Genomic DNA, 13,409 nt, shown 5'->3' on the forward strand with positions numbered 1-13,409 from the left:
TGTCAATGCGACGCAACGAACTCGTTGCGGGATTCGTGAACGCTACGTAGCTTTTCCTTCATCGGAAACAGCAATCGCACGCAACGGGAGCCCGTCATGCAGAAGTTCGAAACCGCCGCCCCGATCGCCGCCGTCCTGGACGTCGCCGCGGGACGCATCCAGCTCATCGCCGCCGACCGCACCGACACGGTGGTCGAGGTCCGGCCCGCGAACGCTTCGAAGAGCCGCGACGTGAAGGCCGCCGAGGAGGTCGAGGTCTCGTACGCCGACGGCGTCCTGCGGATCGGGACCCCGGCCGCCGAGCACCGGATGTTCGGCCCCTCCGGGTCGGTCGAGGTGACCGTCCGACTCCCCGCCGGTTCCCGGGTCGAGGCGAAGACGGCCGCGGTCGAGTTCCGCGGGGTCGGGCGGCTCGGCGAGATCGCCTTCGAGGGCGCACAGGGCCTCGTCAAGATCGACGAGGCCGCCGGTGCCCGCATCGTCCTCCAGGCCGGCGACGTGGCCATCGGCCGCCTGGTCGGCCCGGCCGACATCAGCACCCAGAAGGGCGACCTGCGCATCAACGAGGCCGTGCGCGGCGCGGTCGTACTGGTCACCCAGTCGGGCGACATCGAGGTCGGCGCCGCCCGCGGCGTGTCCGCCGCCCTGGACGCCGGCACCGCGTACGGCCGGATCCACAACGCGCTCGGCAACGCGGACGCCGCCACCGCCGCCCTGAACATCCGGGCCACCACGGCCTACGGCGACATCACCGCCCGCACCCTCTGACCCGACACCCCTCGAAGGAGCACCCGTCATGGCGAAGAACAGCACTCCGGCATGGGCCGGCATGGTGTCGGTCGACGACACCGCCCTCGCCGTCACCGACACCGGCGGTCCCGGCATCCCCGTGCTCTACCTCAACGGCCAGTTCGCCACCCAGGGTTACTGGCGGCGGGTCATCACCGAACTGGGCCCGGACTGGCGGCACATCACGTACGACGAGCGCGCCCGCGGCAAGAAGTCCGGTCGCTCCGCCGACTACTCCTTCGAGGCCGCGGTCCGCGACGTCGACGCCGTCCTCGCGGCCAGGGGCGTGGACCGGGCGCTGGTGGTGGGCTGGTCCTACGGGGCGGTCGTCGCCGCGCACTGGGCCGGCCGGAATCCGGGCCGGGCCCTCGGCGCGGTCCTGGTCGACGGCGCGGCCCCGTACGACTGGCTCGACGAGGCCATGGAGCAGCGGATCCGGAAGCTCTTCCGGCGGATCGGCTGGTTCGCCCCGCTGCTGCGCCCGACCGGCCTGACCCCGCGGATGACCGCGGAGGAACAGGCGGACAGCAACATCGAGCTCGGCAGGCTCTCCCGCGAGCGCGAACTGGGCCCCGTCCTGGACGGCATCACCGTCCCGGTGCGGTACGTGCTCGCCTCGGGAACCTCCTTCGGGAGCAAGGGCGAGGAGCAGGAGAAGATCCGCGCCGGGCTCGCCCCGGTCTTCGAGCGCAACCCGAACATCCGGCTCGGCGCGAAGGTCGACAGCAACCACGGAGCGATCCTGAAGAAGGACTTCCGGGCCATCGCGGACTCCGTGCGCGAGGTCGCCGCCCTCGAACGCGGGAGCCGCTGACCCCGCTGACCCCGAGGGAGCCGCTGACCCCGCTGTACCCGATGAATCCGCTGAAGCCTTCGCGCAGGTGCCCGACCGCGTCGGCCCCGCGCTCAGGCCTTGTCGTCCGAGGGCGGTTCGGGCTTCGTGTGCAGGATCTCGCGGGCATGGTCCGCGGCGCGCGTGATGCTCTCGGAGATGAAGTCGACGAAGCGGGCGATGTTCTCCAGGCGGGCGGCGGCCGGGGAGTCGGGGCCCAGGACGGTGACGCCCTGCCGGGCGATGTCGCCGAGGTGGGCGGTGGCGCGGGCGCTGGCCATCGTCGACTGGTACAGGACGTCGTCGTCCACGACGTAGCGCTCGCGGCGGCGTTCGTCGCGCTCGCGTCGGATGAGGCCCTGGCTTTCGAGGAACGTGACCGCCTTGGAGACGGAGGCCGGACTGACCTGGAGGCTCGCGGCGAGCTCGGAGGCCGTGAGGCTGCCGGCGTCGGTGGTGTAGAGGCCGGCCAGGACCCGGGCCGTCATCTTCGGCAGCCCCGATTGCATGAAGACGGTGGCGAACACCTCCTCGTACTCGCGCACCGCCTCGGCGTCGCGGCCGTGGGCCTGCGCGGACGTCCCCGGTCCCTGGGGGGCGGCCTTTCGGCGCCGGTGGGTGCGGCGTTCGGTGGCGCGGTGGGCCAGGTCGGCGCGGTACGCGGTGGGGCCGCCGTTGCGCATCACCTCGCGCGTGACCGTCGAGGTGGGGCGTTCGAGACGTCTGGCGATCTCCGCGTAGGCGAGCCCGTCGGCCACCCCCAGCGCGATCTGCTGGCGTTCCTGCTGGGTGAGCCTGCCTCCCGGCATCACGGCCTCCTTTTCCACCACGGTTCCTCGGTGCCTCCAGCATAGCGTTCACTGCTCATCCAACGCAACGAATGCGATATCTGACGTTGCGTTGAAAACGGAACCGTTGCAACGATGTCCAGTGCCTGAGCTGTATATATGCCATCCATGCGCAACGAACACGTTGCGCATTATGTGAACGCTACGTAGCGTTTCCTCTGTCAGAAACCACAGTCGCAAGCAACGGGAGCCCGTCATGCAGAAGTTCGACACCGCCGCACCGGAACACCCGGAACGTCCGGAACTGCAGAAGGCCATCGAGGCGTTCGTCGACGCCGGCTTCGCGGGAGTGCAGATGCGGGTGCACGACGAGCGGGGCGAGTGGGTCGGCAGCGCCGGAGTGCGCGCACTGGGCGGGAGCGCCAAGCCGCCGGCGGACGGGCACTTCTGGGCGGGCAGCGTCGCCAAGACCTTCACCGCGACGGTGGTGCTGCAACTGGTGGCCGAGGAGCGGATCGCGCTGGACGCCCCCGTGGCCGACCACCTGCCCGAGCTCGGACTCGACCGGCGGATCACCGCGCGGATGCTGCTCCGGCACACCAGCGGGTTGTTCAGCTACACCGGCGAGTACCACGAGGACGGCACGGTCGTGCCCGGGATACCCGCCACGGGCAAGGAGTGGTTCGACAACCGCCTGCACGCCTACGACCCGAGCGAGCTCGTGGCGCTGGCGCTGTCCAAGCCGGCCCGCTTCGAGCCGGGGGCGGGCTTCGGCTACTCCAACACCAACTACACCCTCGCCGCCCTGCTGGTCGAGCGGACCGTCGGCCGCTCGTACGGGGAAGAGGTGCGCCACCGCATCCTGCGGCCCCTCGGACTGCGCGACACCGTACTCGGCGCCGGCGAATCCGAGCTCCCCGAACCGCACGCGCACGGCTACTACCGCTACCAGGACGCCGGGGAGTGGAAGGTGGCCGACGTCTCCCGGCAGAACCCCTCCATGCTGTTCGCCGCCGGTGACGCGATGACGACGACCCGGGACCTCCACGTCTTCTTCTCCGCGCTGAACGGCGGCAAGCTGCTGCCGGCCCCGCTGCTGGCCGAGATGCGCACCCCGCACGGGGAACTGGGCTACGGCCTCGGCCTGTTCGTCCAGGACCTCGGCCCGGACCACGGCGGCACCGTCTACCACCACAACGGCGGCGCCCCCGGCGGCTACGGAGCCCTGATGTACAGCACGCCCGACGGCGCGAAGACCCTGACCGCCGGCCTGACCACGGGTGACTCACCGACCGACCCGGCGCAGTCCTTCCCCCGGGCCCTGGATGCCCTGGTCAAGCAGGTCTTCACCCCCGTCCGGCCCCGGGCCTGACCCCGGGCCTGACCCCGGGCCTGACCCCGGGCCTGGCCCCGGCGGATCACGGGGGCCGGGGCCGGTCAGTGCGGGCGGAGGCCGTCGAAGACCACCTCGAAGATGCGCTCCCGGGCTGCCGGGTCCTCGCCGAGCTGCTCCAGCATGGTGCCCGTACCGACCAGCAGGGCCAACAGTTCCGGCAGGCGCAGCTCCGGGCGGACCGCCCCGGCCCGCTGCGCCCCGGACAGCAGTCCGGCCAGCCGGGCCTGGATCTCCTCGGTCGGCGCCCGCAGGGCCGCGTGCACGTCCACACCGGCCGCCGCGAGCGCGTGGGCGAACTCGTTCTTGCCCGCCGACTGTTCCACCACCAGGCGGAAGCAGGCGAAGAAGGCACCGGCCGGATCGGTCCGGTCGGCCAGGCGCGCGGTCAGGGCCGCCATCTCCTCCAGCCGCCGCACCATCACCGCCTCCAGCAGGGCCTCCTTGGTCGGGAAGTGCCGGAAGAGCGTGCCGACGCCGACCCCGGCGGCCCGGGCGATCTCCTCGGTCGGTACGCCGACGCCGCGCGTGGTGAACACCTCCGTGGCGACATCGAGCAACCTGGCCCGGTTGCGGGCCGCGTCCGCCCGCAGCGGGCGTTCCTGAGCGCCACTCATCCCTCTTCCGCCTTCCCTGTCCTGCCCTGCCGCCCGACGCCGTCACCGACGCCGGATGCCGGATGCGGCGGATCACTGGACAACCGGAGTCGCCAGTCCGTATCGTCGAAAACGGAGCCGCTAGTCCGATTCTAGTGACCGATCCCACCGGAGGTCGACCATGCCCAAAACGCTGTCACCGCGAGAGGTTTCCCGGACGCTGCTGGAGCGTATAGGGGAGGGGCGGTACTCGGAGCTGGCCGAGCTCTATGCCGAGGACGCCGTGGTGGAGACCGTCTTCGAGCCGGTCGGGCCGCGCCGGTTCGAGGGCCGCGCCGTGGTCGAGGAGCGCTTCGCGGCGGTAGCGGCCGGTTCGCCCGTGGAACTGACCCCGGAGAACGTCGTGGTACGGGAGACCGACGACCCGGAGGTGGTCGTCGCCGAGTGGGACTACAAGGTCCGCCACCGGGTGACCGGACGGACCTTCGAGGCCGCCAACATCCAGGTCCTGCGCGTCCGCGACGGTCTGATCGTCTCCAGCCGGGACTACCACGACCACCTGGCCCTCGTCATGGCGGGCGGCCACCTGCCCCGACTGGTGCAGGCGCTGGAGGCAGGGCAGCGGGAGGAGTAGGCCCCCGGCCCGGCGGCCGCGGTCCCGGCCGCGGCCGCCGGGCCGGGGCGGGCCGCGGCGGCCGTCAGCTCCAGCGCACCAGGGCGGTCATCGCGGCGAGGTCGTCGGGGTACGGGGCGCGGTGCCAGGAACCGTCCTCGAACCAGTAGACGCACTCGATCCCTCGGCGTCCCGGGTCGCCACGGCGAACGCGGCCCAGCGCGCCCACAGCAGGGCCGCGTCCGGAAGGTCCTCCGGCCGCCCCGGACGATGGATCCTCGTACCCATGCCCACCCCGTGTCCCCCGGCCCATGCCTGCGGTCACAGACACTGTCGGCGGCCGGGGCCGGTTCCCCCGCCGGCATGGACGTGAGGGTGGCGCGGCGGGATGCTCGTCTCGGCGCCGGATGGATGTAAGCCCGCTGTAAAGGGCGGCGGACCGGCCTGCGATGATCGTGGACGCAACAACGGGCCAGAGGAGAAGAAGCAAGTGAACAGTCGCCGGATCTCCCGTGCCATACCAGTACTCGTGCTGGCCGGACTGCTGCTGAGCCCGCAGGCCCAGGCCCAGGCCCAGGCCCAGGCCCAGGCCCAAGCCCAGGCCCAAGCCCAGGTCCGGACCCAGACCCAAGCCCAGGCCCTGACCGCACCGGCGGCCGCGGTGCTGCTCGCGCCCCAGGGCGCACCGGCCCTTGCGCCCCCCGCCGGTCTCCGGCACTCGGCCGCCGACTCCGCCACCCTCGTCGACAGCGACAAGAAGAAGGACAAGGGCAAGGACAAGAAGAGCAAGAAGAGCAAGAAGAAGAGCTTCTTCAAGAAGTTGGGCACCGCCGCTCTCATCGGAACCGTGCTCGTCGTCCTGCTCGTCATTGCCGTCGTCGTCGCGATCGTGTTCGCGGCCCGGCGCCGCCGCAGGGAGGCGTGAGCGGCCCTTCGCACGGGCCAGACGTACGGCGATTGCTCCCTGTCGGGTGCACACAGGGAGGGGTGAGCGGCGTGTTCGCCGTGGACGTGAGGGACCGGGCGAAGGCCGTCGGCGCAGGCGCCGGGGCGCCGGCCCCACCGGTGATGTCCCCGCGCGGGCTGGTGGACCTGCGGGGACAGGGTGGCGGACCGGTCCTGATGTCGTACCCGGCGGGCGCCGTGGTGGTGGTGTCCGGACTGCCGGGCAGCGGCAAGAGCACCCTGCTCCGCCGCTGGTCGGCCGTGGCGCCCGTCGTCGACCCCCGGGCCTCCCACGTCGCCTGCGAGACGGTCATGCCCGCATGGCTGCCGTACGCGGTGTACCGCCCGTGGGCGCGGCTGCGCCACTTCCATCGGCTGTACGCCGCAGTCCGCTCCGGGGGGCCGCTGCTGGTCCACGACTGCGGCAGCCGGACCTGGATGCGGCGATGGCTCTCCTGGACGGCGGGGCGCCGCGGCCGTGAACTGCACGTCGTCCTGCTGGACGTCGGAGCCGCCGAGGCGCTGGCCGGCCAGCGGGCGCGGGCCCGCTGGGCCTCGCGCCGCGTGTTCGCCCGCCACCGGCGGGGCCTGGCCCGACTCCTCGAAACCCTCCGCCTCGACGGCCCGGCCGCCGTTCGGGAAGCGGCTTCGGTGGTCCTGCTCGACCACGTCTCCCGCGAACGCCTGTCGGCCGTCGAATTCACCCCGCCCCCACCCCCGGCGCCGCACACGGCCACCGAGCCCCAGGCGGTCGGTCCCGCAGCGGATCGAGCAGAAGCGGAGCCGCGCCTACCGGCCGAGAGGGAGCGATTTCCCTCCCTCTGAAGGGAGTTGGGCGATCGGGAAGGGGGGGGCACCTGCCGGCAGGCGGAGGCGGCGTACCAGAATCGTGATCACGCCCACGTCCTCCCACACACTGACCTGAGGTGCCATGCCCACGCTCACGCTGCCATCCCCACGGTCCCCCGAAGCCCTCCCGGACGGCTTCGCCGCCACCGGAACCGGGGAGACCGGCGAAGAGCTCGACCGGTTCGCCCACACCTGTACGCGGCTGCTGCTCGGCACCGACGGGCTGACCACGCCCCTGCTGGAGGCGTGGGTCGGCTCCGCCGTCTCGGTCCGCCGCATGAGCCACCGCCCCGTCAGTGCCTGCGAGGCTCCCGCGGGCACGGCGGAGCTGCTGAAGGCCGGGCCCGACGAGGTCCTGCTGGAGCGGCGCTCCGTACTGGCGGCCTCGGACGGGACGGACCTCTCCCGCAACGTGGTCCTGGCCCGGCCCAGCCTGTCGGCGGCTGCCGAACAGTGCCTCACCGACCCGACGGCGCCGATCGGCCGGATGCTCCAGGCCGTCGGAACGGGATGGCGCCGCACCATAGTCGAAGTCGGCCTGCACACCTGGGGAGGCGTGCCCGCGGCCTACAAGGCGTACCTCCTGTGGCACGACGAGCAGCCGCTGGCCACCATCACCGAGCTGTTCAACCCGGACGTCGTCCCCGCCGCCCTGCGCGCCCCCCTGGCCCCGGCGGGCCGGTCGTGACCGCGCCCCGCCGCCACGTACAGGTGGCCATCGTCGGCGCCGGACCGGCCGGACTGGTCCTGGCCAACGTGCTGCACCGGGCCGGCGTCCCGGTCGAGATCCGGGAACGCTCCAGCCGGTCCGAGGTCGAACAGCAGGCCCGGGCGGGCCTGATCGAACACCGGGTCGTCGAGTACCTGCGCGCGCACGGGCTCGCCGACCGGCTGCTGGCCGAGGGCGGCCGGCACGACTGGTGCGAGTTCGTCTGCCTCGGGGAGCGGATCCGCATCCCCTACGGGGACCTCTCCGGCGGAGCCGGACACTGGGTGTACCCGCAGCAGTTCCTCGTGCGCGACCTGATCGCCTCGTACGAACGCGCCGGCGGCGTGGTCCGGTTCGACTGCCCCGCCCTCGAAGTGGACACCTCGGGCCCCCGCCCGCTCGTCCGCTGCCCGGACGACGCCTTGGAGGCCGAGTACGTCGTGGGCTGCGACGGCCCGCGCAGCACGGTCGCCCGGGCGTTCCCCGCCGACGCCGCCGGAGCCGTCGAACGGCGGTACCCGTACGACTGGCTGACCGTACTCGCCGAGGTGGACCGTCCCGTGGACGGCATCCGGTACGCGCTCCACGAGGCGGGTTTCGCCGGGATGATGCCGCGCACGCCCCGGCTGGCCCGCTTCTACCTCCAGGTGCCGCCGGAGGCCGATCTCGCGCACTGGACCGAGGCGCGCATCCGCGAGCAGCTGTCGCTGCGCCTGCAGTTGGCGGCGGGGGACCCCGAGCCGGGCGCGGTGACCGAGGTCGGCATGCTGCGGCTGCGCGGCCGGGTCCGCGAGCACGTACGGGCCGGCCGGCTGCTGCTGGCCGGGGACGCGGCGCACGTGCTGACGCCCTCGGGGGCCAAGGGGCTCAACCTGGCGGTGGCCGACGTCGCCGATCTCGCGGACACCCTGCTGGGCCGCGACCGCGCCGGCGCCGTCGACGAGGAGGCCCTGGCCGGCTACGACCGGCGCCGCCACCAGGCCGCGTGGACGACGCAGGAGTTCTCCGACCGGCTGCTGGACCTGCTGCACCTGCCGCCGGGAGACGCGGCGGAGTCCGCCTTCGGCCTGCGGCTGCGCCGCGAACGGGTGGCCCGCCTGGCGGCTCCGGGCCGGGAGGGCGAGTCCTTCGCCCGCGCCTACGGCGGGGCGGGCCACCTCCGCCCCGGACAGGTGCCGGCCCCTTAGCCCGTTCCCTGTTGTCTCGCAGCGGGTGGCGGGCCGCTGGTTCTTTGAGCCCAGGGGCCCGCCGGCGCCGGGCCGGTGCGGGACGCTGTTCGAGCTATCGTCACCAGATGTCTGAAGCTCCGGAGAAGTTCAACGCCGCGATGACCACCTGGCAGCAATGGCAGGACGCCCCCTGGGGCCGCCTGCGCTACGCGATCGCCGAGGCGAACCTGGCCCGTCACATCGACGGCCTGGGTGGCGGGCCACTGCGCGTACTCGACGTTGCCGGCGGCGACGGCGGCGACGCCATGCGCCTCGCCGGCCGCGGGCACCACGTCACCATCGTCGACCATGCGCCCGCCATGCTCGCTGCCGCGACCGAGCGGGCCTCGGCGGCGGGTCTGACGGAGCTGATCACCTGCGTGCAGGCCGACGTGACCGCTCTGCCCGCCGAGCTCGCCGACGGGGAGTTCGACGTGGTCCTGTGCCACAACCTCCTCCAGTACGTGGACGACGTGCCGGGCACACTCGCCACCGTTCTCGCTCCGCTGAAGCGCGGCGGGCTGTTCTCGGTGATGGCGATCAACCGGCACTCGGCGGCCCTGAACGTCGCCGTTCGCGAGATGGACCCGGCCGCCGCGCTGGCCGCGCTCGGCACCGATCACCTCCGGACCCAGATGTTCGATTCAACGCTGACGCTCCATACGGCCGAGGAGATCACCCCTCTTCTTCAAAACCTCGGCTGTCTCGACGTGCAGCACTACGGCATCCGCAGCTTCTGTGACTACATCACCGACGACGCGCGAAAGTACGACCCGGAGTTCTACGCCGACCTTGAGCGGCTGGAGCTCGCCACCAGTGCACGTCCGCCCTACATGCACACCGCGCGGCTCTTCCAGCTGACCGCATGGAACGGGACGCAGGAGGCCAGACCTTGAGGAACAGGCTCTGGAGGGCGTACCGATGACGGCGCGTCACCGGCGGAGCTCCGACGACGACCTAGCCGTCCCCCGGTGACGCGCCGGCGCCGGGCCGGGCCGGCCGGCCGGAGCGATGTCGGCGGAGGCATGGGGCCGAGCGCCTACGATGTCCGGCATGTCCGGTTCGTTTGGTGTCGCGTACGCCGCCTGGCGGCCGAGTGTGCGGCTGCGGGCCGGGGCGCGTGTGGTCCTGTGCGCCGCGGTGTCCTGGTACCTGTGCCGGTGGTGGGGCACGAGCACGGTGCCGGTGCCCGCCGCGCTGCCGGCGGTGCTGATCCTGCGCGAAGACGTGTACGCCTGGCCGCGCATGGGGTGGGAACGGCTGGCCGGGGTGGTCGTGGGCGTGGTGCTGAGCACCGTCGTACTGCACTGGCTGCAGGACCCGGCCTGGTCCTTCCCCGCCGTACTGGTCACCGGCTGCGCGGGCATGTACCTGATGGGCCGGCCCGGCGCGCCCAACCAGCAGGTGCTCATCACGGCCCTCATGGTGTACGCCACCGCCGTCCCCGGATACCCGCTGGCCCGCCTGGAGGAGAGCCTCGTCGGCATCGCCGTGGTCGTACTGCTCGGGCCGCTGCTGTGGCCGCCGGACCCGTACCGGTCGGCCGCGTCCGGGCTGGACGGCTACCGGGCCGACGTACGGGAGCTGCTCGACGGGATCGCCGGCCGGCTGGAGCGCGGCCTGGTGACGCAGGGCCCGTCGGCGCTGCCCGAGCAGGCGCGGATGTGGCTGCGGCCGCAGGCCGCGCGGGACGCCTTCGAACGGGCGGCGGCCGGCCGGCCGGTGCCGGGCCGCCGGGCGGGCCGGCTGCCGCCCGACGGACTGGACGGGCGGCTGGTGCTCGCGGTCCGGACCGCCCTCACCCTCCAGTACTTCAACGAGGAACTGCGCGAGCGTTCCCGCTGCGCGTCCGGCGCCCCCGAGCCCGCCCTGCGCGCCCTCGCGCCGCTCGTCCGGGCGACCGCCGCCGCCCTCGACGACGGGCTGCGCGGCGAGGACTTCACCGCGGAGCTCGACCGGGCCCGCGCCCTCGACCTGGCCCACCGCGCGGCCCACCCCGCCGGGCACGAGGCCGTACTGCGCGCGGGGCTCCAGCTGACCCACGAGGCCCTCGCCGACCAGGCCCCGCACGGCGGGACACCGCCGGTGTGAACCGTACGAACGACCCCGACCGCCCGGAGTATGACCGGACTGTCACAGGATCGGGTTCCGGGAACGGACGGGGAACCGCGTACATCTAGCCGGTCAGCGGGGCTTCTGCGGAGGCCCCGCCTGACGGAATCGGCAAGAACCGGCCGGGTCGGCCGGGGGTGAGTGCAAGGCGGGGCAGGAATGAAGGCGGTAGCGGTGGCGGGCGGTTCCCCGGACACTCCGAAGTCTGCGGAGGCGGAGGGGACGGAGCTCCCGGGAACGCAGAGCACGCCTCCCGAGGCCGACGGCTCGAACACCGCGGAACACCCGGAGCCCGAGACCCCGGCCGAGCCGGCGGCGGAGGCCGAGCCGGGGCCGGATCAGGAGTCGGAGGCCGAGCCGGAGCCGGAGCCGGAGCAGGAGCCGGAGCAGGAGTCGGAGGACGAGCCGGAGCCCGAGCCCGACACCGCCCCTGAGGCGGACAGCACCCGGGAGACCGCGCCCGAGGAGGATGCGCCCGAGGAGGACGCGTCGGCCGAACCCGTGGCTGCCGCGGACGCCGAGACCGAGACCGAGGCCGAGGCCGACGCCGCGGCGGAAGCCGGCTCCGAAGACGAGGACGCCCCGGCCGAGCCGGCGGCGAAGACGGAGGCCAGGCACGCACCCGAGGCGGTGGAGGCCGAGAACGACTCCGAGGCCGAGGAAGCCGGCGGGAAGGTGGCCGATCCCCGGGCGGCGGTCACGGACGGGGAGCCGGCCGAGTCCACCGCGACGGCCGGCGGTGACGGCCGGGAGGAAGACGCGCCCGAGCAGGATGACGAGGCGCCCGAGGAGTCCGCCGACGCGGGTCCGGACGCCGACGCGGGTCCGGACGCCGACGCGGGCACGGACGCCGACGCGGACCCGGAGGACCGGCCGGTGCCGTCCTGGGCACGGGACGACGAGACCGACGCGGAGCGCACCAGCCAGTTCGTGGCCCTGAAGGACCTGGACGCCCCGGCGGAGAAGTCCCCCTGGCCGCGCGCCGTACCGAAGAACCCCACCCCGGGCACGACTTCGGCCCCGGCCCCTGCCCCGGCCCCGGAGCGGACCCCGCCCGCGCCCCCGGGCCGTACCTCGGTCCGCACCCCGGCCGCCCCCCGGGCCGTACATCCGACCCCGGCCGCCCCCGCCGGGTCCGCCGTGCCGCCCGGCGTCGTCGAGCCCACCCGTGAGGTGCCGGTTCCGCCGCGGCCCCCGCTCGATCTGCTGGCCGAGCTCACCAACAACCCGCCCCCGCCCGAGACCCCGCGCCGCACCGCCGTGCGGCGCGTGAAGATCTGGACCCCGATACTCCTGCTCCTCGCCGGCGCGGCCATCGGCGGGCAGCTGCTGCGCCCGCTGCCCGCCCCCCGGATCGTCGCGGCCGAGCAGACGCACACCCTCGACGGACAGTTCTCCGTACCCTGGCCCGCCAAGGGCCAGGGCGCCGTACGCGTCCCCGGCACCGGCGACATCGGCAGCTTCGGCGAGCAGAAGCCCGTCCCGACCGCGAGCGTCGCCAAGGTGATGACGGCCTACGTGATCCTCAAGGGCCACCCGCTCCGCAAGGGCGAGGCCGGCCCCCAGATCGAGGTCGACGCGAAGGCGGTGGCGGACGGCAACTCGGACAACGAGTCCCGGGTCGAGGGGCTCGTCGCCGGTACGAAGTTCAGCCAGCAGGACATGCTGAAGATGCTCATGATCCCGTCGGGCAACAACGTGGCCCGGCTGCTGGCGCGCTGGGACGCCGGCGCCGACTCCGAGGCGGCCTTCGTCGCGAAGATGAACGCCGCGGCCAAGGAACTCGGCATGGAGAACACCACGTACACGGACCCCAGCGGTCTGGACTCCGCGACCGTCAGCACGGCCGCAGACCAGCTGAAGCTGGCCGAGGCCGTGATGAAGGACGAGGCGTTCCGTTCGGTGGTCGCGCTGCCGAGGGAAGAGATCAAGGGGGTGTCCAAGGCGCTCATCAACAACAACACCCTGCTCTCGGCCAACGGCCTGAGCATCCGCGGCATCAAGACCGGCTCCAGCACCCCCGCGGGCGGCACGCTGATGTGGGCGGCGTACAAGTCGGTCGGTGACGAGACCCCGCTGATCCTCGGCACGCTCATGGACCAGCACGCGGACGGCCCGGACCTCAACGGCGAGAACAGCCTGAAGCTCGTCCTGGCCAACAGCAAGAAGATCATCGAGTCGGTGCGGCAGGCGCTCGACGCGGCGCCGGTAGTCCGCAAGGGCCAGACGGTCGGCCACGTGGACGACGGCCTCGGCGGCCGTACCCCGCTGGTCGCCACGAAGGACCTGAACGTGATCGGCGTACCGGGCCAGCAGCTGAAGCTCACCCTGAACCCGGGCGCCTCCGGGACCCCGCACGCCGCGAAGGCCGGCACCGAGGTCGGCTCCCTGACGGTCGGTACGGGGGAGGGCGCGAAGAGCGTCCCCGTGGCGCTCGGAACCAGCCTGGCCGAGCCCTCCTTCACCACCCGGGTCACCCGCCTGCGCTGACCCACGGCGCCCCCGCGACACCGATGCCCGGTACGGAAGACATCCCGTACCGGGCATCGGCGTCGCTCGCCCGCCCCCGGGGGGC

Annotated in this window: 14 protein-coding genes; 11 read left to right on the forward strand and 3 right to left on the reverse strand. The window is 73.2% G+C overall.

Features of this window, described 5'->3' with window-relative positions; translation table 11 throughout:
* Nucleotides 1-96 precede the first annotated feature (96 nt).
* Both ACFYXV_RS19605 and ACFYXV_RS19610 read left to right on the forward strand, forming a co-directional pair.
* The gene (locus ACFYXV_RS19605) at nucleotides 97-768 is read left to right on the forward strand and encodes a DUF4097 family beta strand repeat-containing protein (RefSeq protein WP_389383591.1); all 672 of its coding nucleotides are present in this window, start codon (nucleotides 97-99) and stop codon (nucleotides 766-768) included.
* A 28-nt stretch (nucleotides 769-796) separates the two neighbouring features.
* A complete protein-coding gene (locus ACFYXV_RS19610) occupies nucleotides 797-1,603 on the forward strand; it encodes an alpha/beta fold hydrolase (protein ID WP_389383592.1) in 807 nt (268 codons plus the stop codon).
* Between the two features lie 92 nt (nucleotides 1,604-1,695).
* Here the strand turns inward: ACFYXV_RS19610 and ACFYXV_RS19615 are convergent, their stop codons facing one another.
* Nucleotides 1,696-2,430 carry a helix-turn-helix domain-containing protein gene (locus ACFYXV_RS19615; RefSeq protein ID WP_383349181.1) on the reverse strand — a complete coding sequence of 245 codons (735 nt, stop codon included), beginning with the start codon at nucleotides 2,428-2,430 and terminating at the stop codon, nucleotides 1,696-1,698.
* Nucleotides 2,431-2,665: 235 nt separating this feature from the next.
* Between ACFYXV_RS19615 and ACFYXV_RS19620 the strand changes: the two genes are divergently transcribed.
* Nucleotides 2,666-3,781, forward strand: coding sequence for a serine hydrolase domain-containing protein (locus ACFYXV_RS19620; RefSeq protein WP_389383593.1), 1,116 nt, complete (start codon nucleotides 2,666-2,668; stop codon nucleotides 3,779-3,781).
* Between the two features lie 65 nt (nucleotides 3,782-3,846).
* Here the strand turns inward: ACFYXV_RS19620 and ACFYXV_RS19625 are convergent, their stop codons facing one another.
* Nucleotides 3,847-4,419, reverse strand: coding sequence for a TetR/AcrR family transcriptional regulator (locus ACFYXV_RS19625; protein ID WP_385470140.1), 573 nt, complete (start codon nucleotides 4,417-4,419; stop codon nucleotides 3,847-3,849).
* A 160-nt stretch (nucleotides 4,420-4,579) separates the two neighbouring features.
* On the opposite strand from ACFYXV_RS19625, the gene ACFYXV_RS19630 reads away from it, so the two are divergent.
* Complete coding sequence (locus ACFYXV_RS19630) at nucleotides 4,580-5,032, forward strand: nuclear transport factor 2 family protein (RefSeq protein ID WP_385470138.1); 453 nt, start codon at nucleotides 4,580-4,582, stop codon at nucleotides 5,030-5,032.
* A gap of 64 nt (nucleotides 5,033-5,096) precedes the next feature.
* Here ACFYXV_RS19630 and ACFYXV_RS19635 read toward each other — a convergent pair whose 3' ends face one another.
* Nucleotides 5,097-5,240, reverse strand: a complete 144-nt coding sequence (locus ACFYXV_RS19635) for a hypothetical protein (protein WP_389383594.1) — start codon at nucleotides 5,238-5,240, stop codon at nucleotides 5,097-5,099.
* Nucleotides 5,241-5,501: 261 nt separating this feature from the next.
* Here ACFYXV_RS19635 and ACFYXV_RS19640 point away from each other — a divergent pair, with 261 nt between their 5' ends.
* The 7 genes from ACFYXV_RS19640 to ACFYXV_RS19670 all read left to right on the forward strand — a co-directional run bounded on the left by ACFYXV_RS19640 (nucleotide 5,502) and on the right by ACFYXV_RS19670 (nucleotide 13,324).
* Nucleotides 5,502-5,936, forward strand: a complete 435-nt coding sequence (locus ACFYXV_RS19640; protein ID WP_389383595.1) for a hypothetical protein — start codon at nucleotides 5,502-5,504, stop codon at nucleotides 5,934-5,936.
* 62 nt (nucleotides 5,937-5,998) lie between these two features.
* The gene (locus tag ACFYXV_RS19645; protein ID WP_389383596.1) at nucleotides 5,999-6,781 is read left to right on the forward strand and encodes an AAA family ATPase; all 783 of its coding nucleotides are present in this window, start codon (nucleotides 5,999-6,001) and stop codon (nucleotides 6,779-6,781) included.
* A 106-nt stretch (nucleotides 6,782-6,887) separates the two neighbouring features.
* Complete coding sequence (locus ACFYXV_RS19650; RefSeq protein WP_389383597.1) at nucleotides 6,888-7,493, forward strand: chorismate pyruvate-lyase family protein; 606 nt, start codon at nucleotides 6,888-6,890, stop codon at nucleotides 7,491-7,493.
* Nucleotides 7,490-8,701, forward strand: a complete 1,212-nt coding sequence (locus ACFYXV_RS19655) for an FAD-dependent monooxygenase (RefSeq protein WP_385470128.1) — start codon at nucleotides 7,490-7,492, stop codon at nucleotides 8,699-8,701. Before ACFYXV_RS19650 ends, ACFYXV_RS19655 begins: the two co-directional genes overlap by 4 nt.
* A 107-nt stretch (nucleotides 8,702-8,808) precedes the next feature.
* Nucleotides 8,809-9,618, forward strand: a complete 810-nt coding sequence (locus tag ACFYXV_RS19660) for a class I SAM-dependent methyltransferase (RefSeq protein WP_389383598.1) — start codon at nucleotides 8,809-8,811, stop codon at nucleotides 9,616-9,618.
* 157 nt (nucleotides 9,619-9,775) lie between these two features.
* A complete protein-coding gene (locus ACFYXV_RS19665) occupies nucleotides 9,776-10,813 on the forward strand; it encodes an FUSC family protein (RefSeq protein ID WP_389383599.1) in 1,038 nt (345 codons plus the stop codon).
* A gap of 180 nt (nucleotides 10,814-10,993) precedes the next feature.
* On the forward strand, nucleotides 10,994-13,324 hold the full coding sequence (locus ACFYXV_RS19670) for a serine hydrolase (RefSeq protein WP_389383600.1): 2,331 nt from the start codon (nucleotides 10,994-10,996) through the stop codon (nucleotides 13,322-13,324).
* Nucleotides 13,325-13,409: the final 85 nt, after the last annotated feature.

Source organism: Streptomyces sp. NPDC002181 (assembly GCF_042890485.1).
Lineage (GTDB): Bacteria > Actinomycetota > Actinomycetes > Streptomycetales > Streptomycetaceae > Streptomyces.